The organism is Streptomyces cylindrosporus (assembly GCF_022698165.1).
Taxonomy (GTDB): domain Bacteria; phylum Actinomycetota; class Actinomycetes; order Streptomycetales; family Streptomycetaceae; genus Streptomyces; species Streptomyces cylindrosporus.
Window position 1 is genome coordinate 718,868 of the sequence record NZ_JALDAY010000002.1, and the last position, 21,312, is coordinate 740,179.

At 70.8% G+C, this 21,312-nt stretch carries 15 protein-coding genes and 1 pseudogene; 5 read left to right on the top strand and 11 right to left on the bottom strand.

Annotated elements, in window-relative coordinates:
- The 6 genes and pseudogenes from MQP27_RS08330 to MQP27_RS08355 all read right to left on the bottom strand — a co-directional run bounded on the left by MQP27_RS08330 (position 1) and on the right by MQP27_RS08355 (position 4,535).
- Positions 1-780, bottom strand: coding sequence for a heparin lyase I family protein (locus MQP27_RS08330; RefSeq protein WP_242763066.1), 780 nt, complete (start codon positions 778-780; stop codon positions 1-3).
- Between the two features lie 4 nt (positions 781-784).
- On the bottom strand, positions 785-1,975 hold the full coding sequence (locus tag MQP27_RS08335; protein WP_242763069.1) for a glycoside hydrolase family 88/105 protein: 1,191 nt from the start codon (positions 1,973-1,975) through the stop codon (positions 785-787).
- Entirely contained in the window at positions 1,972-3,048 is a 1,077-nt protein-coding gene (gene pqqE / locus MQP27_RS08340; RefSeq protein WP_242763072.1) for a pyrroloquinoline quinone biosynthesis protein PqqE, read from the bottom strand. Before pqqE ends, MQP27_RS08335 begins: the two co-directional genes overlap by 4 nt.
- Complete coding sequence (gene pqqD / locus MQP27_RS08345; protein WP_242763075.1) at positions 3,045-3,284, bottom strand: pyrroloquinoline quinone biosynthesis peptide chaperone PqqD; 240 nt, start codon at positions 3,282-3,284, stop codon at positions 3,045-3,047. The genes pqqE and pqqD overlap by 4 nt, the downstream gene beginning before the upstream one ends.
- Before the next feature lie 398 nt (positions 3,285-3,682).
- Positions 3,683-4,393, bottom strand: a pseudogene (gene pqqC, locus MQP27_RS08350) (pyrroloquinoline-quinone synthase PqqC); the annotation flags it as partial.
- Positions 4,394-4,415: 22 nt separating this feature from the next.
- Positions 4,416-4,535, bottom strand: a complete 120-nt coding sequence (locus MQP27_RS08355; RefSeq protein ID WP_242763632.1) for a pyrroloquinoline quinone precursor peptide PqqA — start codon at positions 4,533-4,535, stop codon at positions 4,416-4,418.
- A gap of 342 nt (positions 4,536-4,877) precedes the next feature.
- Here MQP27_RS08355 and MQP27_RS08360 point away from each other — a divergent pair, with 342 nt between their 5' ends.
- Positions 4,878-5,714, top strand: coding sequence for an aldo/keto reductase (locus MQP27_RS08360; RefSeq protein WP_308289916.1), 837 nt, complete (start codon positions 4,878-4,880; stop codon positions 5,712-5,714).
- 79 nt (positions 5,715-5,793) lie between these two features.
- Here the strand turns inward: MQP27_RS08360 and MQP27_RS08365 are convergent, their stop codons facing one another.
- Positions 5,794-6,405: a hypothetical protein gene (locus MQP27_RS08365; RefSeq protein WP_242763078.1), complete on the bottom strand. Its 612-nt coding sequence runs from the start codon at positions 6,403-6,405 to the stop codon at positions 5,794-5,796.
- Between the two features lie 193 nt (positions 6,406-6,598).
- Here MQP27_RS08365 and MQP27_RS08370 point away from each other — a divergent pair, with 193 nt between their 5' ends.
- Positions 6,599-7,294 (top strand): glycoside hydrolase family 75 protein, encoded by a 696-nt coding sequence (locus tag MQP27_RS08370; RefSeq protein WP_242763080.1) that lies wholly within the window; start codon positions 6,599-6,601, stop codon positions 7,292-7,294.
- A gap of 123 nt (positions 7,295-7,417) precedes the next feature.
- On the opposite strand, the gene MQP27_RS08375 is transcribed toward MQP27_RS08370, so the two are convergent.
- Positions 7,418-10,885 (bottom strand): nSTAND1 domain-containing NTPase, encoded by a 3,468-nt coding sequence (locus MQP27_RS08375; protein ID WP_242763090.1) that lies wholly within the window; start codon positions 10,883-10,885, stop codon positions 7,418-7,420.
- Positions 10,886-10,998: 113 nt separating this feature from the next.
- Between MQP27_RS08375 and MQP27_RS08380 the strand changes: the two genes are divergently transcribed.
- Entirely contained in the window at positions 10,999-12,534 is a 1,536-nt protein-coding gene (locus tag MQP27_RS08380; RefSeq protein WP_242763092.1) for a glycosyltransferase family 39 protein, read from the top strand.
- 101 nt (positions 12,535-12,635) lie between these two features.
- On the opposite strand, the gene MQP27_RS08385 is transcribed toward MQP27_RS08380, so the two are convergent.
- On the bottom strand, positions 12,636-13,577 hold the full coding sequence (locus MQP27_RS08385) for a class I SAM-dependent methyltransferase (RefSeq protein WP_242763096.1): 942 nt from the start codon (positions 13,575-13,577) through the stop codon (positions 12,636-12,638).
- A gap of 183 nt (positions 13,578-13,760) precedes the next feature.
- Here MQP27_RS08385 and MQP27_RS08390 point away from each other — a divergent pair, with 183 nt between their 5' ends.
- Positions 13,761-14,525, top strand: a complete 765-nt coding sequence (locus tag MQP27_RS08390) for a phytanoyl-CoA dioxygenase family protein (protein WP_242763098.1) — start codon at positions 13,761-13,763, stop codon at positions 14,523-14,525.
- A 108-nt stretch (positions 14,526-14,633) separates the two neighbouring features.
- On the opposite strand, the gene MQP27_RS08395 is transcribed toward MQP27_RS08390, so the two are convergent.
- Positions 14,634-16,352, bottom strand: a complete 1,719-nt coding sequence (locus MQP27_RS08395; RefSeq protein WP_242763102.1) for a glycoside hydrolase family 6 protein — start codon at positions 16,350-16,352, stop codon at positions 14,634-14,636.
- Positions 16,353-16,382: 30 nt separating this feature from the next.
- A complete protein-coding gene (locus MQP27_RS08400) occupies positions 16,383-17,789 on the bottom strand; it encodes a cellulose binding domain-containing protein (protein ID WP_372511143.1) in 1,407 nt (468 codons plus the stop codon).
- Positions 17,790-18,137: 348 nt separating this feature from the next.
- On the opposite strand from MQP27_RS08400, the gene MQP27_RS08405 reads away from it, so the two are divergent.
- Positions 18,138-21,056, top strand: a complete 2,919-nt coding sequence (locus MQP27_RS08405) for a glycoside hydrolase family 48 protein (RefSeq protein ID WP_242763108.1) — start codon at positions 18,138-18,140, stop codon at positions 21,054-21,056.
- Positions 21,057-21,312: the final 256 nt, after the last annotated feature.

Genomic DNA, 21,312 nt, shown 5'->3' on the forward strand with positions numbered 1-21,312 from the left:
TCAGACCAGTTGGTAGCCGCGGAGGTTGGTGAGCAGGAGGTAGGTGTCCTGCAGGGAACCGGAGGTGTCGCCGAGGGAGCGGTAGATGCCCCACTTCGGGCGCACCCGGTCGGCCAGGAAGGTGTCGACCCCGGTCTTGGACGCGTCGATCACGGTCGAGCCGCCGGACTTGAGGATCCAGCGCACCGAGCCCGCCGAGCCGTTGCCGACCTTGATCTGGAAGTCGACGTCGGTCCACTTGTCGTGCAGCGGGTCGAGGTCGGTGCGGCCGACGAGGATGTCGTCGATGGCGAGCTTGAGCTCGATGGTCTGCTTTCCGTTCACCCGGCGCAGCGACTGCACGACGATCGGCGAGGTGCCGGTGCCGGGCTGCTTCATCTGCATGATGTGGGTGAAGGTGGTGGTCGCCTTCAGCGAGCTCGGGATGTACATCGAGTAGGTGACCCGCCAGGTCTGCCCCTCGTTCCACTTGAGGTAGCCGCTGCTGCCGGTGCGCAGGCCGGTGACCTCCTGGCGCTGCCGGTCGGTCGAGGTGTCCCGGTCGACCGTGTGCATGTTGAAGCGCCAGTTGTCGCCGGTGGCGAAGATGTGCGGATGCCCGGCCGGGTGCGAGTCGGCGCGGTCGTCCTCGACGGTCTCGAAGGCGCCGAGGCCGTCGCCGCTCGCGGAGGGGGCCCACTTCTGCTGCCAGGAGGCGGCGTGGGCCGGGGTGACGCCGGCGAGTCCGACCGCGGCCCCGGCGACAGCGGCACCGAGGACCGCCCTTCTCGACGTGCTCATGACACTAATCACCTCGCAGTTGTTCGTTCATGATCAGGAAGGCGCCCAGGCCGTGGAAGTCGTTGGTGGCCCGGGTGCGGCCGATGTAGTACGCGTAGTCGCCGACGTTCGTGCCGATGGAGATGTCGGCGAGGTCGGTCCGCCCGTCGGAGCCGACGGACAGCTTGGCGAGCACACCCTCGTAGCCGCGGCGGGCGACGGCGGCGAAGTGCTTGTCGATGTAGCCCTGTTGGGCTCCGCGCGAGAGGGCGTAGGTGAACATGCTGGAGCAGGAGGTCTCGGTCCAGTTGTCGGAGCGGTCGCCCTTGTCGATCACCTGGAACCAGCGGCCGGTCGCCGGGTCCTGGTACTTCTCCAGCCCGGCCGCCAACTTCCGGAAGACGGAGAGGAGTTGGGGCCGCCGGGACTGATCGGCGGGAATGGCGTCGAGGACGTTCACGATCGCCATCGAGTACCAGCCGACCGCCCGGCACCAGTGCTCCGGGGCGAGCCCGGTCCGCGGGTCCGCCCAACTCGCCGTCCTCGACTCGTCGTAGGCGTGCTTGAGCAGCCCGTTCGCGACCTGCAGATGGCTGCCGTAGACGTAGAGCTGCTTGGCCGCCTCGTCGTTCGTGTACGCGCTGTCCCCGAACTCCTTGCCGTACTCGACGAGGAACGGGTTCACCATGTAGACGCCGTCCGCCCAGAGTTGGTGGGCGCGGCTGCTAGTGTCGGCGTGCCAGAATCCGCCGTCGCTCGTGCGCGGGTACGTGTTCAGGCGGTCGCGGATCTTCTTCGCCGCCTTGCGGTAGCGGTCCTGGCCGGTCTCGTGGTGCAGGATCACCAGCAGGCGGCCGGCCTGCATGCTGTCGAGGCTGTTGAAGGACTGGTCGATGGAGCCGTCGCTCTTCACGAACCGGTCGACGTAGCTCTTGATGTAGGTGAGGTATCGGGCGTCGTGGGTGCGGCGGTAGGTGAGGTACTGGCCGTAGAGGTAGAGGCCGACCGGGTAGGACCAGCCGCCGATGGTGCTCGGGGTGTAGCGGGCCGTCGTGGAGTCGATCACCGCCGTGGACCAGTCGGGTGCGGCGGCCGGGCGGCTCGCGACGGTGGGGGCCGCGGCGGCCGGTGGCGGGGCGGCCGCGGGCAGGGTGGCCAGGGTCGCGGTGGCGAGCGCCAGGGTGGTCAGCGCCGTCGGCAGACGTCGTCGTCTCATGGGGCTCCCTCTCGGTGGGCGTACGCGAGGCCGGTACGCGGACCGTGCACCGGATCGCGTACGAGGTGGTGGTCGGGGGCGTGCCGGCAGGCCGGGTCGGTGCGGGCGGCGTCGCCGGTCAGGGCGTGGGCCTGGCAGCGGCAGCCGCCGTGGTCGACGCTGCGCAGGGCACAGCCGCGGCAGGGCTCGGGCATCCAGGACTCGCCGCGGTAGGCGTTGAACGCCTTCGACTCCCGCCAGATCCAGGCGAGTTCGCGCACACGCACGTTCGGCGGGTCGAGGCCGGGCAGGGCGGCCGCGGCGGGACACGGCAGGACCGTGCCGTCGGGGGCGACCGTGAGCGAGACGGCGCCCCAGCCGCCCATGCAGGGTTTCGCGGTGGCCTCCACCCAGTCGGGCGCGACCCACACCAACTCGACGACGCCGTCGAGGAGTTCGCGTCGGCGGACCACCACGCCACGGGCCCGCTCGACCTGTTCGCGAGTCGGCAGCAGGGCCGCGCGGTTGCGCAGCGCCCAGCCGTGGAACTGGGTGTGGGCGAGCTCGATGCGGTCGGCGCCCCAGGCCAGGCCGAGGTCGATCAGCTCGTCGAGGGCGTCGAGGTTGGCGCGGTGCAGGACGATGTTGAGGCCGAAGGGGAGGCCGGAGGCGCTGATCAGCCGGGCGGCGCGTTCCTTGGCGGCGAAGGAGCGGGCGCCGGCGATGCGTTCGGAGGCGGTGGGGTCGGCGTGCTGCACGGAGAGCTGGACGCTGCGCAGGCCGGCCTCGACGAGCTCCGCCATGCGCCGGTCGCCCAGGCCGACGCCGCTGGTGACCAGCTGGGTGTAGAGGCCGGCGGTGTCGGCCGCGGCGACGATACGGGGCAGGTCGCGGCGCAACAGGGGCTCGCCGCCGGATAGATGGGTCTGCACGACGCCCAGCGCGGCGGCCTGGCGGAACACGTCGGACCACTGGTCGGCGCCCAACTCCCTTGACCGACCGGTCAGTTCAACGGGGTTGGAGCAGTACCCACAGCGCAGCGGGCAGCCGTGGGTGAGTTCCGCGAGCAGCGCCCAGGGAGGATCGACGGTCACCGGAGCCAGCCCTCCTTTCGCAACGCGGTGAGGAATTCCGGGACTTCACCGGCGACGGGCGCACCGGGATACCGCGCGCCGAGCTCGGCGACGATGTCGTCCACGGCCCGACTCCCGTCGCACAGCCCGAGGACACGACCGGCACTGCCGTGCAGCACGACCACGCGCTCGGGAAGCAGCAGCAGATCGATGCCGCGCACCCGGTCGTGCCGCAGGACGACGGAACGGTGAAGCACCGGACGCCAAGTCACGGCAGACCACCGCCCCGGATGTCCCGTGCCTCGGCCGTGCCGACGGCGTCCGACGCGACCGGGCCGTCGGCTGCGGCCCGCGCGCCCTCCACCATCGGCGCCGTTCGCGCGCCCGCCCCCGCCGGTACCGTCCGCGGGCCCACCCTGGTCGGCACCGTCCCTGTGTCCGTCCCGGTCGGCTTCGGCCGTGCGCCCTCCACAGTCGGCGCCGTCAGCGCATCCGCCCCCGGCGGCGCCGTGCGTGCGCCTGCCCCCGCCGACACCGTCCGCGCGTCCACCCCGGCCGGCACCGTGCACGCCTCCGCCCCGGCCGGAACCGTCCGCGCGCCCACCTCAGCCTCCCCCGCATCCACGCCGTCCGTCCCGTCCACCGCGTCCACCACATCCACCGCGTCCACCGCGTCCAGCAACGCCCACAGCACATCGCACTTGAACTCCAGTGCCGCGACCGCCCGTTCCTGCCCGTCGCGGGTGCGGGCGCGGGTGAGGACCAGGGCGAGGGCCTCGGCTCCGTCGCGGGCGCCCTGGCCGATGCGGGTGCGGAAGTACGCGAGGCCGGCGGGGTCGATCCAGCGGTAGTGGCGTTCGAAGGCGGCGATGCGGGTGCGCATCAGGTCGGGCGCGGACAGCTCCGTCAGGGACGCCGCGATCGCCTCCAGCGCCGGGCTGAGGCGGCAGAAGTTGACGTAACCGTCGACCGCGAGGCGTACTCCGGGCGGCACCCGGGTGCCGTGCCACAGCTCCTCCCGGTGCAGTCCGGCCGCCTCGCCGAGCCGCAGCCAGCGCTCGATGCCGCCCTCGCCGTCGGCCGTGCCGTCGTGGTCCTGGATGCGGCGCAGCCAGGCCCGGCGCAGCTCGGGACGGTCCAGCTTGGCGAGGATCAGGGCGTCCTTGACGGGGATGTGCCGCTGGTAGTGGAAGCGGGCGGCGATCCAGCGGCGCAGCTCGGCGGGGGTCAGGTCGCCGCTGTGCATCCGCAGGTTGAAGGGATGGCGGTCGTGGTAGCGCGCCGCGGTGACGGCGCGCAGCCGCTCGGTGAACTCGTCGGTCGACCAGGCGGCGGCGCGCTCGCCCCGCGCGTGTGTCGCGGTCATGGTGCGGTGTCCGCGGAGCCGGTCAGCGGTCGCCGAGGGCGTACGCGGTGACCTCCAGCGCGGTCTCCACGACCGCATAGCCGGGGCTTTGCCAACCCTTTTCATCCGATGTCTGCTCGGCCTCCGGGTGGGGCTGTTCCATCCGGAGGGCGCGCGGAGACGTCTCGTTCATGCGGCTGTACCTGCTTTCCTGAGGGGTGGGGGGTCTCAGATGCCCAGACAGGTGCGAGGTGTTCACGATGTTCACGTACTTGCACCGAGTTCACGAACTCGTTCGGTGGCGCGATCCAGAGTTGCGGCAGGACAGGCCCGCGGTCAATGGTCCGGACCGAAGACGTCGGATGCATTTCCGGCCAATGTCGGGTACCCGTCACTGACTCACCGGTCAGTTCCGGTGGATTCTCCCGTCAGGAATGCATCACGGCCCGTGATCGTTGACGATGGGGAGTACCACTTGACGGACAACCGTAAGGATCAAGAGCTCGTGAGCAGCAAGGTCCCCCCGATCATCCTCAACAACGGCGTCGAGATGCCCCAGCTGGGCTTCGGCGTCTGGCAGGTGCCGGACGACGAGGCGGAGCGGGCTGTCGCCACCGCGCTGGAGGCCGGGTACCGCAGCATCGACACAGCGGCGATCTACGGCAATGAAGAGGGCACCGGCAAGGCGATCGCCGCCTCCGGCGTCCCCCGCGAGGACATCTTCGTCACCACCAAGCTCTGGAACTCCGACCACGGGTACGACGCCACGCTGCGCGCCTTCGACACCTCGCTGGCGAGGCTCGGCCTGGACTACCTCGACCTGTACCTGATCCACTGGCCGACGCCGGAGCGCGACAAGTACGTCGACACGTACAAGGCGTTCGAGAAGCTGCAGGCCGACGGCCGCGTCCGCGCGATCGGCGTCTCCAACTTCGAGCCTGACCACCTGGAGCGGCTGATCGCCGAGACGTCCGTCATCCCGGCGGTCGACCAGATCGAGCTGCACCCGCATCTGCAGCAGCGCGCGGCGCGGGAGTTCCACGCGGAGCAGGGCATCGCCACCGAGGCCTGGTCCCCGCTCGGCTCCGGCAAGGGCCTCCTGGAGGTCCCGGCGATCGTCGCGATCGCCCAGAAGCACGGCCGCACCCCGGCCCAGGTCGTGCTGCGCTGGCACCTCCAGCTTGGCAACATCGTGATCCCCAAGTCCGTGACCCCGTCCCGGATCAAGGAGAACATCGAGGTCTTCGACTTCAGCCTGGACACCGAGGACCTGGCCGCGATCAGCGCCCTCAACGAGGACCGACGCCTGGGGCCGGACCCGAGCACCTTCAACGCGGCCTGAGCGCCGCCCGGTCGCGACGACACCGGCCCCCGCCGTGCGGCGGGGGCCGGTGTCTCGCTCGGAGCTGCTGAGGGTCGCGTCAGTCGCCGCGCACGTCCGTGAAGACGACCTCGAACTCCTCCAGGCCGGTCACGGTCACATGCGCCTTGGCCGCGCCCTCGTGCCGGGCCGCGGCCTGCGCGCCGCGCGAGGCCGCCAGTGACTGGTGGTCGGTGAAGAGGGCCCCGACCAGGCCACGGCCGCGCTCCCGGTCGACGAGCAGCGAGGTCCTGGCCAGACCCGCCAGGGTCTCGATGCGGGGTACGACCGTGGCGCGGAAGGTGTCGGCGAGCAGATCCGCGTCCATGGGGTCGAACTCCAGCCGGGTGAGCCGGAGTCCGCCGCCCGCCGCCGGCTGCCGGACCGGGTGGAAGACCAGCACCTCGTAGTTGTCGACGGCGGTCGTCGCCGCGAACGGCTCCAGCAGCGAGCCACGCCTCTCCCGCATGACCTCGTCGCTGTTGCGCCTCGCCTCCTCCGTCTCCCACCAGCTCACGGCCAGCAGTTTGCCCAGCTCCCGGTCGACGAAGATGCCGGCCCCGCGGTAGCCCGGACGCTCTTCGAGCAGGTCCCGCCCCTGCGCGTTCAAGGCCCTCACGGCGGAGTCGATCTTCGCGGGATCGCCGGTCGCGTACACGGTGCGGACGAACATGACGCCTCGCCTCCCAGAAGCCGGGCGGATTTCCGGAATGTTCGCTATCTCCAGTCTTCTCCTGGGCGGGAGCGGCCGCAATCAGAGCCGGGCCCGGAAAGTCCGTACCAGAGGGGTTGACGGGGCCATGTAAAGGGGACCACCTTGTACGGCACCCGGTAAGGAAACTTTCCTAACAGAAGGGTCCCCCACAGTGCGTATACGAACACTGACCCTCGCGGCGGCCTCCGGGGCCGCGCTGCTCGCCGCCGGAGTGCTCCCCGCCAGCGCTTCCGGCTCCGCCGGACCGGCGTCCGCCCAGGAGGGCTCGGTCAGCGCGGCCGACCTGCTCGCCAAGGTGACGTCCTGTTCCCAGATCTCCAACGGCAAGTACAAGACCGACGACGAGACCTCGGCCACCATCCCCGTGTGCGGCAAGAACGGCGCGGTGTTCTGGAAGGCCGACATGGACATCGACTGCGACGGACAGCGCACGTCGAAGTGCAACGAGGACACCGACCCCTGGTACCAGGACGACACGGCGTTCCACCAGTCCAACGGCAAGCCGCTCAAGGCGGACTCGCTGCCGTACGTGGTCGTGCCCAGCTCCAGCAGCATCTGGAACTACTCCAGTGCCGGCATCAAGGGCGGCGGCGTGGTCGCGGTGATCTACAACAACAAGGTCGAGTACGCCGTGGTCGGCGACACCGGCCCCACGAAGATCATCGGCGAGGCCTCGTACGCCACCGCGGCGGCCCTCGGCATCGACAGCAACCCGGAGACCGGCGGCACCGACTCCGGCGTGACCTACATCCTGTTCAAGAACTCGCAGGTGTCCCCCATCGAGAGCCACAGCGCGGCGGTCACGCTGGGAGACAAACTGGCGAAGCAGTTCCTTCAGAACAACTGAGCCCGACCGGGCAGCCCAACAGGCCTCGTGCGGGATCGGTCGGGCTGCCCGACGGGTCGTACGACCACGGTGCCGACGTCGGCTCCCGAGCAAGGGAGTCAATCAGCTGAAGCGCTCTCGCGGTCAAGTGCCGCAGGTGGCACGGTAGGGCACGGACGGCAGGTACTGATGCCACTCGGCCGCCGTGGCTCCGCCCCCGGCCCGCTCGCACACCTCGGCCGCGGCCCGGTCCGGAAGCAATGGGCTTGTGCGGTCGGCCAGGTGGGGTGTGGCGATGTGCAACTCCCCTGTACCGGCGCCGAATCCCACGGCGAGGACCGGTCCGTCGCCGGCCTGTACGGTCGCCGCCGGCAGCCTGGTGCGGGCCGTCTCCCACACCTGCACCGATCCTTCGGCGTCGCTCGCCGCGAACAGCGCGCCGTCGGCGGAGAACGCCAGCGCGGAGTCCGCCACGGTGGACCCGGCCGCTCTGAGGACCGCGATCCTGCGCCAGGTGTGCGCGTCCCACAGGGTGAGGCGGCCCCCGATGTCCTCGGCGGCGAGGTACCGCCCGTCGGGGCTGAAGACGGCTCCCCGCAGCCAGTCCTCTCCCGTGACCCCTCCGGTGCGCCGTCGGCCGGTGGCGACGTCGACGAGCATGCCCTCGTCGGTGACGGCGGTGCGGCCCGTGGCGTCGACCGCGGTGGTGGCCGTCCTGTTGACGACCGGGGGTTCGTGGTACGTCACGGGGCGCCCGCGCTTGTCGAACGCCGCGTGCGCCGCCGCCTTCGCCCGCCATGCCGGGCCCGCCAGCCCGTGCAGCGACAGCGTGTGGACGACATCGGTCCGCCCGCTCTCGCGGTAGCGCAGCACGCCCGCCGCCGGGTCGAACCGGAAGTCGCCGACCGTCCGGGTCGCCGCAGGGTAGGTGAGCAACGGTTCGCGCGCGCCGTCGTCCGCGGGGGCCGGGAGGTCCGTACGCCACAGGGAGAAGGAGCCGGGGGTCCAGGCGAGGGCGTAGGCGCCGTGGAAGACGACCGCGTTCGCGCCGCCCGCGAGGGGCAGCCGGGGGCGTTCCCGGCCGGTGCGGAAGTCCCAGGTCACGATGCCCACCGAGGTGGCGCCCGCGACGGCCCCGCCGTCGGGGGTGAAGACGACCTCCTCCGCCTGGCACAGCAGCCGTTCGGTCTCCCGGGGCGGATGGGTGGCGGCGAGCCTGCCCGTCGCGAAGTCGAGGACGCGGAGCTGGGTGTCGTCGTCGCCGCACCAGGCGAGGTGGCGCTGGTCCGGGGCGAGCATGGGCAGCGGGCCGTCGTCCTCGCCGTGCTCGTAGCGGTACCGCACGCGCTGCCGGTCGACGTCCCACACCTCCAGGACCATGCGGTCGCTGCCCGAGTCGTGAGCGAGCCGGCTCGCGAGGAACGCGTGTCCGCCGGGCCCGAACCGGCCGCCCGCATCCGCCCGTTCGCCGGTTCTCAGGCGCCGGGTGCTGCCGTCGGCGAGCCCGCGGACGATCGTGTCCTTGCCGCCGGGCGCGGTCATGGCGATCAGCCGGCCGTCCCCGCTGACGTCGATCACGTTCTCGGACAGGCCCGGGATGTGCACGGAACGGATCCGCCGATGCGTGCGCACGTCCCACTGCGCGGCCCGGTCGTGCGCCACCCAGGTCAGCACCCGGCCGTCGTCGCTCAGCCAGGAAGGCGCGTTGAGGGCACGCCCGCCCTCCTCGGGCCGGCTGAACACGTCCTGCTCACTCTGCGCCGCGGCCGTGCGCAGGGCCGCCCGCGTCTCGGGAAGGTCGGCGATGCGCCAGGCGGCCAGCGCGAGGCGCATCGCGGTGCGCGGCTCGGACTCGCGCAGGGTGTCGGTCAGGGCGGCGATCCGGCGCGCCTCGGCCTCGTCGCGCTGGCGGGCGTTGACCCCGCTCTGCCGCCAGGCGACCAGGCCGGCCACGACGGCGACACACAGCAGCACGGCGAGCGACCCGGTGAGCGCCCGCATCCGGCGCGCGGCCCGGACCGCCGTACGCCGCCCCTGTTCATGGGCGGCGACGCTCGCGGCGAGGAAGTCGCGTTCGAGCCGGTTCAGCTCCCCGCCGCTGCCAGGTAGCCGGTTCAACTCCCCGCTGCTGTCAAGTAGCCGGTTCAACCCCCCTTCAGCACCGGGCACTTGGTCTCCGAAGGTCTCCCGCGCCTCCGTCAGCCGTATCCCCCGGTACAGCGCGCCCGCGTCCCGCCCCAACTCGGCCCAGGCACTGGCCGCTTCGGTGAGCCGGCGGTGCACCCGCAGCCGTTCGCGGTTCTCGTCGATCCAGGTGCGCAGCCGGGGCCAGGCGGCTATGAGGGCCTCGTGAGCGAGGTCGACCGTGTCGTCGTCGACCGTCAACAGACGTGCCCTGACCAGGCGTTCGAGGACCCGGGCGGTCGTCCCGTCGGCGTCCAGCTCGGCACGTGCGGCCGGGCGGCGGGTGTCCTCGGTGCCGTCGCCGGGCTTCACGAGGCGCAGCAGCAGGGACCGTACGGCCGTGGCCTCCGCGGGCGTGCACTCGCCGTAGACCGCCTCCGCGGTGTGCGCGACGGCGCCCCGGACTCCGCCGACGGCCTCGTACGCGGCGAGGGTGAGCGTCTTGGCGGTGCGGTGGCGCCAGACCTCGCGCAGGGCGTGGGCCATCAGCGGCAGTCCGCCCGGTTCGTCGGTGACGTCCGCGACGACACGGGCGGTGAGGGCGCGCTCGACGACATGCCGGCGTGCGGCGGCCGGTCGTACCACTGCTTCCCTCAGCCCCTGCGCCGACATCGGCCCGACGAGGAGGGTGGCGTCCCGCAACGCCTCGGCGAGCGGGCCGAGTTCGGCGCAGCGGCCGTAGAAGTCGGCGCGTACGGCGATCAGGACCCGCAGCCGGGAGGCCGGGTCGACGGCGTTGAGCAACTGCCGTAGGAACAGGGCGCGTTCGGCGGGGTCGGTGCAGAGGGTGAAGACCTCCTCGAACTGGTCGACGACGAGGAGGGTTTCGCCGGGGGCGTCGTGCGGGGTGAAGAGGGCGGCGTGGGTGCGGGCGGGGTGCGGGCCCGGAGTGAGGAGGCGGATGGCCGCGGGGCGCAGGGTGGTGTGGGGGCTGTCCGGGGATTCGCGCAGGGCCGGTATCAACCCGGCCCGCAGCAAGGACGACTTGCCGCTTCCGGACGCCCCGACGACGGCCGTGAACCTCCTGCGCGCGGTGAGTCGGAGCAGTTCGGCGGTGAGGTCGTCGCGGCCGTGGAAGTGCTCACCGTCACCGGTCCCGAAGCGGGCGAGGCCGGGATACGGGCTGTCGGTGTCGTCCGTGTCCCGCGCCGCCCGGGCGTCCGAGGCCTCGGCAACCGCCTCCCGCAGGCGCCGCGTCCACTCCTCGGGGTCGCCGTCGCACGCGGTGACGTATGCCGTGAGCACCGCCGGACTGGGCAACCGCTCGCCGCCGGCCGCGGCGGCCAGCGTGGGTGCCGAGTAGCCGGCCCGCAACGCCATCGCACGGTAGGTCGGACTGCCCGCCTCGTCGCGCAACTTCCGCAGCTCATAGGCGAACCGCGGTACGGCTCCGTCCCCCGGATCCAGCGGTCTCTCCCGGCGTCCCATGCGCGTCTCCCCCTTCGCTCACGGCCGATCCACACGCTAACAACCGCCCCGCCGTTTTGTTGTGCGCGCCGGATCGGGGCTGCCCAACAATCCCCTGACCTCTGGACTCGTCGGTGCACGCCCGAACTCGCGCCCACCGCAACGCACCGGAGCCGACCATCACCACCACCCACGCACCCGGACAAGTCCGCCCACCCGTCCGCCCACCTCGCACCCGAGTCACCGTCACCGCCCCGTCGTCACGCGCTCCCGCGTACGTCGTCCTCGTCCCCGTGGCGCTGTCCCTCGCCCTGGGCCTGTGGGGTGTCCGACGCGGCGGCACGATGTGGCGCGACGAGGCAGTGACATGTGACATAGCACTGCGCCCCCTCCCCGACCTCTGGGCAACGCTCGGCCACGCGGACGCCGTCCACGGCCTCTACTACCTCCTCATGCACGCCCTGTTCGAGCTGTCCCCCGGAGTCGACCCCCTCCTGCTCCTCCGGCTCCCCTCCGTCCTGGCGACCGCCGCCGCGACCGGCACGCTCGCCCTCCTGGCCCACCGACTCACCGGCCCCCGCGCGGGCCTTCTCTCCGGGGTCGTCTTCACGCTCCTGCCGCCGGTGCAGCGCTATGCGCAGGAGGGCCGTTCGTACGCGCTCGTGTGCGCGCTGGTCGTCTGGGCGTCGTATCTGCTGGTACGTGCGCTCCGCGTCCGCACCGGAAGGGCCTGGCTCGCCTACGGAGCCGTGGCCCTGGCCGCCTGTCTGCTGCACGAGTTCGCCGTGCTCGCCCTGGCCGCGCACTTCGCGGCGCTTCCCGGACCCGCCCGCCGGGCCGGGGCGCGGACGATGGCCGGCGTCTGCGTCTGCCTCTCCCCGCTCGCCGTACTGAGCACGCGCCAGACCGACCAGGTGGCTTGGATCGGCGGGGTCGGAGCCGGTGCGCTGCTGGGGTTCGGCGGGGTGACGGTGCTCGGGGTGGGGTGCGCGGTCGCCCTCCGGCGCACCGGCATCACCGGCATCACCGGCATCACCGGCCTGGCCCTCCCCCTCCTCGTCCTCCCACCGCTGCTGCTCCTCCTGCTCTCCCTCGCGAAACCGCTCTACGTGGACCGTTACGTCCTCTACGCCCAGGCCGGACTGGCCCTGCTGGTCGGCGCCGCTCTCGACAGGCTGGTCCGCGCGGGCGGGCGGGTCGGAGTCGTCGCCGGGCTGACCGCCGTGGCCGCCGTGCTCGCGCTGCTGCCCGTGACGCTGCAGCTGCGTACAGCGCAGAGCCGTACCGACGACGTCACCGCGGTGGCCGAGGCGGTGCGGGCCGTGGGACGCGACGCGGACGGGGTCCTCTACCTGCCCTCCCGCCGCCGGATCTGGTCCCTGCCCGACCCGGGCCCCTTCCGCGGCCTGCGCGACCTAGCCCTGGACGGCACCCCTACCGCGTCCCACACGCTGTACGGCACGGAGGCCCCCGCCCCGGTGATCCGCGCCCTCATGCTCGCGACGCCCAGGATCGTCGCCCTGCGCGACCCGGCCGGGCAGCCGGTGGACCGGACCCCGGAGGAGGAGGTCAAACGACAGGTACTGGCACGGTACTTCGTGGAGTGCGGGACCCGGCGGGTGCAGGGGGCGCGGGTGACGGTGTACGCGCACCCCGGACACTGTCAGTAAAGCTGCCTGTCAGCAAGGCTGCCCGTCAGTAAGGCCTGCCTGTCAGTAAGACTTCCTGTCCATAAGGTCCCAAGCCCCGCTACCAGCCCCTCCCCCGGCGTTCAGACGCTTCGCACCGCCGTGTGCACCGTGTGGGCCGCCAGCACGAACACGTCCGGCCGGTGGTGGACGCTCGCCTTGTCGTCGGGGTCGACCAGGCGGTCGAGGGTGGCCCGGTCCTCGGGGTCGAGGTGGTCGCCGAAGCCGTCGCGGAGGCGGGTGAGGGTGGCCGCGACGTAGGCGCGGGCGCGGTCCTTGGCCGGGGCGGGCAGGTCGAGCAGGAAGGTGCGGGTGCCGGTCGGCCTGAGTCCCGCGGCGGTCATCAGCGCGGGCCAGTCCTCGGTCTCGGCCACGCTGCCGGGCAGGCTCGCCCGCATCTCGGCGAACCACTCCTCCTCCAGCGCGTCGAGCCGGGACTGCAGGCCGGGCCGGCCGATGCCGATGTCGCGCGGCAGGAAACGGGAGGGCAGTCCGCCCTCCATGATCGCGAGGGTGCCGCCGGGGGCGAGCCGCTCGGCGAAGGCGGCGAGGGCGGCCCGCTGGTCGCCGAGGTGGTGCAGACTGCGGCTGGCCCACAGCAGATCGGCCGGGTAGTCCAACTGGCCCAGCGCGTCGGGCAGTTCACCGGCGATGGTGCCAAAGCGGTCGCCGAGGCCGAGCCGGTCGGCGCGGGCGCGGGCCCGTTCCAGGAGCGGCTCGGAGCCGTCGACCGCGACGACCCGCGCGCCCGGGAACGCCTCGGCGAGCAGACAGGCGACGACGCCGGGTCCGCTGCCCGCGTCGACGATCAGACCCGGTTCGGTCTGCTTGTCGGTGAGCCAGGCCATCGCCCGCTCGTACAGGGAGGTGAACAGCTCCGCCTGCGACTCCAGCAGCGGGGCCATCTCGGCCCAGTCGATGTCGGTGTGGTCGTGGGTGCCGTGACCGTGCGTGCCGTGGCCGTGGCCGCCGTGGTCGTGATTGCCGTGGTCGTAATTGCCGTGGTCGTGATGTCCGTGCGCCATGCTGGTCAGCCTCTCGTCCGGGTGGACCCAGCGTGCTCCGACGCACCGGGGATGGGCCAGCACTGTTGCCGGTACGGCAAAAATAGACAGCAAAAAGTGGCGGCGGGAAGCGCGACGACGGGCCGAGAGACGCGGCGACAAATTCGGATGCGCCGAACACCGCGGGTCCCCGACGATGGCCCGATGGACGACGGGATGGTGGAGACGTTCCTCGAAGACGGGTTCGTCAAGCTGGAGGGGGCGTTCCCGCGGCGGGTCGCCGAGGACTGCGCGCGACTCCTGTGGAAGGAGACGGGGTACGACCCCGAGGACCCCGCCACCTGGAAGGACCCGGTCGTCCGGGTGGCCGGCATGGCGCAGGGCCCGTTCGCGGCGGCCGCCAACTCCCCCGTCCTGCATGAGGCGTTCGACCTGCTGGTGGGCGAGGGACGCTGGCTGCCGCGCTACTCACTGGGCAGCTTCCCGCTCCGGTTCCCGCACCCGGAGGAGCCCGAGGACGCGGGCTGGCACATCGAGGGAAGCTATCTCCCCGAGGGCGAGAGCTGGTACTTCACCAACCTCCGCTCCAGGGACCGCGCCCTGCTGATGCTGTTCCTGTTCAGCGAGGTCACCGAGGAGAACGCCCCGACCCGCATCCGGGTGGGCTCCCACCTCGACGTCCCCCCGCTCCTGGAGCCGTACGGCGAGACGGGCGTCTCAGGCCTCGAGATCGCCCCGCAACTGGTCGAAGCCTCCGCCCACCGCCCCCTGGCGTACGCCACCGGCAGCCCCGGCGACGTCTACCTCTGCCACCCCTTCCTGATCCACGCGGCCCAGCCCAACCACGGCACGAGCCCCCGCTTCATGGCCCAGCCGCCCTTGATGCCCGCGGTCCCTTACGACCTCAACCGGGCCGACGGCAACTACTCGGCGGTGGAATGGGCAATTCGCCGGGGCCTCAAGACCTGACCCCGGCGAATCCGCGCCCCAAAGGGGCGCGGGGCTGTGTCGATATGCGGCTCCGCCGCGTGGGCGCGACCAGCCACACACAGCCCGCAGTCCGAATCGCGGCGCAACCTACAACGGCGGGTACGCGTTCTGCATCAGCTGCTGGAACTGCGCCGAGAACCAGTGCCCCGACAGCGGAGCGTCCGGCAGCGCACCGGACATGTTGTTCCCGTTCCGCGCGTTACCCGTATACGTCGGGTCGCACATCCGGTCGAACCCCTTGCCCTCGTCGTTCGGGATCGCGGAGCTGGACCCGTCCGACTCCCCCGGCGGCTTCATCCACACGTACGCGTCGATCCCGGTGGCCGGATTGGCCTGCGGCCGCTCACCGAGACCGGCTCCCGACTGGTTGCACCAGTTCCCGACATGGATCCGACGGTCGTAGCGCCCACCGTCGACATACGCGTCCACACTGGTCGTCGGACCGGGTCCCGCAGGCCGCGCGGTACCGCCCCACCCGTTCCGGGACGTGTCGATCAGCATGCCGATCCCGGAGTTGAAGCCCACCGACACCAGCTGGTTGCGGAAGGCCTGTGCGTACGACAGCTCGTCCACGTACCGGTTCCAGTCCACCCACTTCGACTGCCGTACGGACGTGCCGTTCACCGAGTCGTTGATGGTGAAGTTGTTCTCCTTCAGAGCGCTGTAGTTCGCTGTGTTGGTGATGAACCCCTGCACGTCGTCGACGGTCGCGCCCTCACTCGTCGCCGCCTGCTTGAACAGGGTGGCGGAGGGCGCGAAGTTGTCGTCCCAGCCGAGCCAGCCGTGGTGGCCGGCGTCGATGTAGTTGTAGACGTTGGGGATCGCGCCGAGCTTGGCGAGCGCGTAGCCGACGCCCTTCACGTAGTTGCCGTTGGCGAGCATGGTGTCGCACGCGGCCGTGGCGGTGGCGCGGCTGCCGGTGTTGGTGACCAGGTTGGGCAGCGAGTCGATCTCGATCGTCGTGACGATCCGCAGCGAGCTGTACTTGCTGTCGGCGAGGATCGCCGCGATCGGGTCGATGAACTGCGTCTTGTACTTGTCGATCTCCGTCGGCCCGAGCTCGCCGTTGGAGGCGAGCGCCGCGCAGTCGCGTCCGGGCAGGTCGTAGATCACCAGTTGGACGACCTCCTCGCCGCTGCCCTTCTGCGCGAGCGCCGCGTCGAGGTGGTCGCGCAGGCCCATGCCGCCGCTCACGCCGTTGATCGCGGCGATGCGGTCGAGCCAGACACCGGTGGGCTGGTTGGAGACACGGGAGCCGCCCGGTTCCGCGGCGGCCTTCGCGGACCACTCGGGGTTCACGTACACCTTGGCGCCGGAGTACGGGTTGTCGACACGGCTGCCCGTGCCGCCACCGCCCCCGCCTCCCCCGCCGCCACCGCTGCCTCCGTCGTCGACGTTGCAGGTCACCCCGTCGAGCGTGAAGGAGGTCGGAACCGCGTTCGTCCCGCTGTAGGACCCGTTGAACCCGAAGCTGACGGAACCGCCGGTCGCCAGCGTCCCGTTGTAGGTCTCGTTGCTCGCGGTGACGTCGGCGCCGCTCTGGCTGATCTTGGAGTTCCAGTAGCTGGTGACCTTCTGATTACCGGCGTACGACCACTTCACCGCCCAACTGCTTTTGGCGGCACTGTTGTTGGTGACCGTGACGGCCGCGGTGAAGCCGGAGCCCCAGTCGTTCTGCACCTTGTAGTCGACGGTGCAGGGGACGGCCTGGATCCCGACGTCGCCGGGGACGACGGCCGTCGCCGTCCCCGCGGTCCCGGCGACGAGCGCCAGGGCGGCGAGTATCGCTGTTCTGGTACGACTCATGAGTGCGGGTTTCCTTCTCCGTTGCGGTGATTACGGGTTGATGGCGCGCAGATGGTCACGCAGCCCGATGCCGTACGAGGTGGGAGTTCCGTCGTAGTCGGCGATCAGGGACGGACCGGAGGAGCAGTCCCAGGTGTTCCAGGTCCAGCCGAGGTAGGAGAGGCCTCGGTCGTCGAACCACTTCATGACCTGGTCGACGAACCCGTGCGAGCAGGTGTTCTCGCCGATCTCCCCGGCCACCAGCGGCACTTGGGCCGCGACCGGGGCGAGCGTGGAGTTCCAGCAGCTCTCGCTCGCACAGGAGTTGAAGTTGTACACGTGGTACGCGGCGACGAGATTGCCCGTCGGGTCACTGGGCTTGTACGTGAGCCACTGGCTCAGGTCGTTCGAGTACGCCAGTCCGCCGGCCATGACGACGTTCCTGGCGCCCGTGCCGCGTACCGCGTCGACGAGGTCCTGCATGCCGGCGACCTCGTAGCCGATGCCCGGGCAGGTGCCGCCGTCCTTCCAGCACTGCCACGCCTGGGTGGTCGTGGCGGTGGCCCGGTCCGGGTAGGGCTCGTTGAACAGGTCGAACACCACGGCCGGGTCGGCCTTGAAGGTGCTCGCCACCGAGGACCAGAACGACGGCGTGTACTGCGCGTCCGGCATCGGCTTCTGGCAGCTGGCGTGGACGTCGGAGCAGCCGGCCGAGTTGCCCGTGTACTGCCCGTAGGTCCAGTGCAGTTCGACGATCGGGGTGAGTCCGTGTGCCTCGACCCGGGCGACCAGGTCCTTGACGGCGTTGACGTAGTTGGCGCCGCCGTACTCGGGCTTGATGTCGGAAAGGCCCAGCCAGCACTCCTCGTTGAGCGGGATGCGGACCGTGTTGGCCTTCCAGTCGGCGATCGCCTTGATCGCGGCGTCGTCGACCGGCCCGTCCCAGATGCCGTACCCCTGCACGCACATGAACTCGCCGCCGGACCGGTTCACGCCGAGCAGTCGGCGTGTCGCGCCCCCGGCGTCCACGAGCTTGTTGCCGGAGACGTGCAGTGCGGGTGCCGTGCCCGTCGACGGCGGGTCCGTCGGGGTGGGCGACGGCTCCGAATCGACGTTGCACGTCGTCCCGTTGAGCTTGAACGACGTCGGTACGGCATTGCTCCCCGACCGGGCGGCGAGGAATCCGGCGCTGACGCTCGCGCCGGTGGCGAGCGTGCCGTTGTAGCTCTCGTTGGCCGCGGTCACCGTCGTGCCGGACTGGGACCACTTGGCGTTCCAGCCCTGGGTGAGCTTCTGGCCGTCCGTGAAGTCGAAGCTCAGGCTCCAACTGCTCATGGCCGCCGTGTTGTTGGTGATCTTCACGGCACCCTGGAAGCCGCTGTCCCACTGGCTCGTGACGGAGTACTCGACCGAGCAGGCGGGCGCGGCTCCCTGCGCCGTCACGACCGGAATGGTCATGGACCCGACAAGACCGATCGCGCCGGCGACGACTAAAAGCATTGAACGCGGGGGGTGTCGCATGAGCGACTCCTTGCAGCTCAGGCGCGTCGTGACGGACGCGTCGACTGATGGAATCGCTCCCACTGGTGTCAACGAAGCTAGCGCCAAGTGACAGCAAAGGACAGGGGGGTCACAGACTTTCGCTGACTTTCCCTCAGCTAAAACCCGTCGAATCTTTTCGACTCTTCAAGCACCTTGACCGCCCCCACCCCCGTCCCCACTATGGGAGCGCTCCCACTGGTTCAAGGCTTGTTGCTCCTCCCCTCCCCCCACTTCTTGTCCCGAGCCGCAAGGAGGAACCAGCACATGCATCCCAGAAGGAGACACAGAGCCGTACGGCGGTTCTGGACCGCCGTCGTGGCGGCCCTGGCACTCCCGCTCACCATGCTCGGCACCGGCACAACTCCCGCGCGGGCGGCGGCACTTCAGTGCAGCGTCGACTACAAGACGAACGACTGGGGCTCCGGCTTCACCGCGGACCTGACCATCACCAACCGCGGCACCGACGCGATCGACGGCTGGACGCTGACGTACAGCTACTCCGGCAACCAGAAGCTGACCAACGGCTGGAACGGCACCTGGTCCCAGTCCGGTACGGCGATCAGCGTGAAGGACGCCGGGTACAACGCGAAGATCGCCGCCGGGGCGGCCGTGTCCACCGGTGCGCAGTTCACGTACAGCGGCACGAACACCGCGCCGGCCGCCTTCGCGGTCAACGGCACCACCTGCGCGGGCGCCCATCAGCCGCCGGTGACGGTGCTGACCAGCCCGACCGCGGGCGCCGTCTACACGCAGGGCGACGCGGTCCCGCTCGCGGCCACCGCGGCGGCGGCCGACAACGCGACGATCAGCAAGGTCGAGTTCTACGACGACACGACCCTGCTGGGCACGGACACCAGCGCGCCGTACACCCTGTCCGCCTCCGCGCTGGCCGTGGGCAGCCACTCCCTGGTGGCGAAGGCGTACGACAGCCTGGGGGCCTCCGCCGAGTCGACGCCGGTCGGCATCACCGTCGCCTCCGGCCCGGCCGTGGTCGCCTCCCCCACCCAACTGGGCGTGCAGCAGGGCAAGTCGGGCACGTACGCGGTGAAGCTGTCGACGCAGCCCTCGTCGAACGTGACGGTGACGACGGCCCGCGCGAGCGGCAACTCCGGTCTGTCGGTGTCCGGCGGGGCGAGCCTCACCTTCACCCCTTCCAACTGGAACACCGCGCAGAACGTGACCGTCACCGCCGACTCCTCCGGCACCGGCGCCGCGTCCTTCGAGTCGACGGCCACGGGGTTCACCAAGGCGACGGTCACCGTGACGGAGCTGGCGGCCTCGAAGGCGTACGACGCCCGCTTCCTGGACCTCTACGGGAAGATCACCAACCCGGCGAACGGCTACTTCTCGCCCGACGGCATCCCCTACCACTCGGTGGAGACGCTGATCGTCGAGGCGCCGGACCAGGGGCACGAGACCACGTCGGAGGCGTACAGCTACCTGCTGTGGCTGCAGGCCATGTACGGCAAGGTCACCGGTGACTGGTCCAAGTTCAACGGCGCGTGGGCGCTCATGGAGAAGTACATGATCCCCACCCACGCCGACCAGCCCACCAACTCCTTCTACAACGCCTCCAAGCCGGCCACCTACGCACCCGAGCTGGACACGCCCGACGAGTACCCGGCGAAGCTGGACACCTCCGTGTCCGTGGGGTCGGACCCGATCGCGGGCGAGCTGAAGAGCACGTACGGCACCGACGACGTCTACGGCATGCACTGGCTCCAGGACGTCGACAACGTCTACGGCTACGGCGACACTCCGGGTGGCACCTGCGAGGGCGGCCCGACGGCGAAGGGGCCGTCGTACATCAACACCTTCCAGCGCGGCGCGCAGGAGTCGGTGTGGGAGACGGTGCCGCAGCCGACCTGCGACGCCTTCAAGTACGGCGGCAGCAACGGCTACCTGGACCTGTTCACCGGCGACTCGTCCTACGCCAAGCAGTGGAAGTACACGGACGCCCCGGACGCCGACGCGCGTGCGGTGCAGGCCGCGTACTGGGCGGACGTGTGGGCCAAGCAGCAGGGCAAGGGCGGTGACGTCTCCGCGACCGTGGGAAAGGCCGCGAAGATGGGCGACTACCTGCGGTACGCGATGTACGACAAGTACTTCAAGAAGATCGGCAACTGTGTCGGGCCGTCGACCTGCGCGGCCGGCACCGGCAAGGACGCCTCGCACTACCTGCTGTCCTGGTACTACGCATGGGGCGGCGCGACCGACACCAGCGCGGGCTGGGCCTGGCGGATCGGGTCGAGCCATGTACACGGCGGCTACCAGAACCCGCTGGCCGCCTACGCGCTGAGCTCCTACGCCGACCTCGAGCCCAAGTCGGCCACCGGCACCTCGGACTGGGCCAAGTCCCTGCAACGGCAGCTGGAGTTCTACCAGTGGCTGCAGTCGTCCGAGGGCGCCATCGCGGGCGGCGCGACGAACAGCTGGGCCGGCCGGTACGCGACTCCGCCGTCCGGTACGTCGACCTTCTACGGCATGTACTACGACCAGCAGCCCGTCTACCACGACCCGCCGTCCAACCAGTGGTTCGGCTTCCAGGCGTGGTCCATGGAACGCGTCGCCGAGTACTACCAGCAGACGGGGAACGCGCAGGCCAAGACGGTCCTCGACAAGTGGGTGAAGTGGGCGCTGTCCAAGACCACGATCAACCCGGACGGCACCTATCTGATCCCCTCGACGCTCCAGTGGTCGGGCCAGCCCGACACCTGGAACGCGTCAAGTCCCGGTGCCAACAGCGGACTTCACGTGACCGTCGCCGACTACACGAACGACGTCGGGGTGGCGGCCGCGTTCGCGAAGACCCTGACGTACTACGGCGCCAAGTCCGGTGACGCGAACGCCAAGTCGACGGCGAAGGCGCTGCTGGACGGCATGTGGAACAACTACCAGGACGGGCTGGGTATCGCCGTCCCGGAGACCCGCGCCGACTACAACCGCTTCGACGACAGCGTGTACGTCCCGAGCGGCTTCAGCGGCAAGATGCCGAACGGCGACGCGGTCAACTCGTCGTCCACCTTCACCTCGCTGCGGTCCTTCTACAAGAACGACCCGGCCTGGTCGAAGATCGAGGCGTACCTCGCGGGCAGGGCGGCGCCGTCGTTCACGTACCACCGGTTCTGGGCCCAGGCGGACATCGCCCTGGCCATGGGCTCGTACGCGGAGCTTCTCGAATAGCCCCCGCCGGGCGCTCCGCGGGTAGCGGTACTTCGACTGCCGGCCGTGTGTGGCTGGTCGCGCAGTTCCCGCGCCCCTGAAGGGGCGCAGTCGGCACCGCTCGTCTCCACGGAACCGCCTGAACGTTCCGCGTGCGTGGCTCCGTCACCTGACGGCGGGGCCGACCAGCCGGGCGACCTCACCCGCACGGGGGTCGCCCGGCAACCTTCGCGATACACGGAAAGCGCTTTCCCCCGCTCTCGCATCCCCTTCCTGG

What these genes read in the sequence shown, in the direction of transcription:
- MQP27_RS08405 (WP_242763108.1), top strand. Translation starts at nt 18,138, where the DNA reads ATGCATCCCAGAAGGAGACACAGAGCCGTACGGCGGTTCTGGACCGCC.
- MQP27_RS08400 (WP_372511143.1), bottom strand. Translation starts at nt 17,789, where the DNA reads ATGACCATTCCGGTCGTGACGGCGCAGGGAGCCGCGCCCGCCTGCTCG.
- MQP27_RS08375 (WP_242763090.1), bottom strand. Translation starts at nt 10,885, where the DNA reads ATGGGACGCCGGGAGAGACCGCTGGATCCGGGGGACGGAGCCGTACCG.
- MQP27_RS08365 (WP_242763078.1), bottom strand. Translation starts at nt 6,405, where the DNA reads ATGTTCGTCCGCACCGTGTACGCGACCGGCGATCCCGCGAAGATCGAC.
- MQP27_RS08355 (WP_242763632.1), bottom strand. Translation starts at nt 4,535, where the DNA reads ATGGAACAGCCCCACCCGGAGGCCGAGCAGACATCGGATGAAAAGGGT.
- MQP27_RS08330 (WP_242763066.1), bottom strand. Translation starts at nt 780, where the DNA reads ATGAGCACGTCGAGAAGGGCGGTCCTCGGTGCCGCTGTCGCCGGGGCC.
- MQP27_RS08385 (WP_242763096.1), bottom strand. Translation starts at nt 13,577, where the DNA reads ATGGCGCACGGACATCACGACCACGGCAATTACGACCACGGCAATCAC.
- MQP27_RS08390 (WP_242763098.1), top strand. Translation starts at nt 13,761, where the DNA reads ATGGACGACGGGATGGTGGAGACGTTCCTCGAAGACGGGTTCGTCAAG.
- MQP27_RS08395 (WP_242763102.1), bottom strand. Translation starts at nt 16,352, where the DNA reads ATGAGTCGTACCAGAACAGCGATACTCGCCGCCCTGGCGCTCGTCGCC.
- MQP27_RS08335 (WP_242763069.1), bottom strand. Translation starts at nt 1,975, where the DNA reads ATGAGACGACGACGTCTGCCGACGGCGCTGACCACCCTGGCGCTCGCC.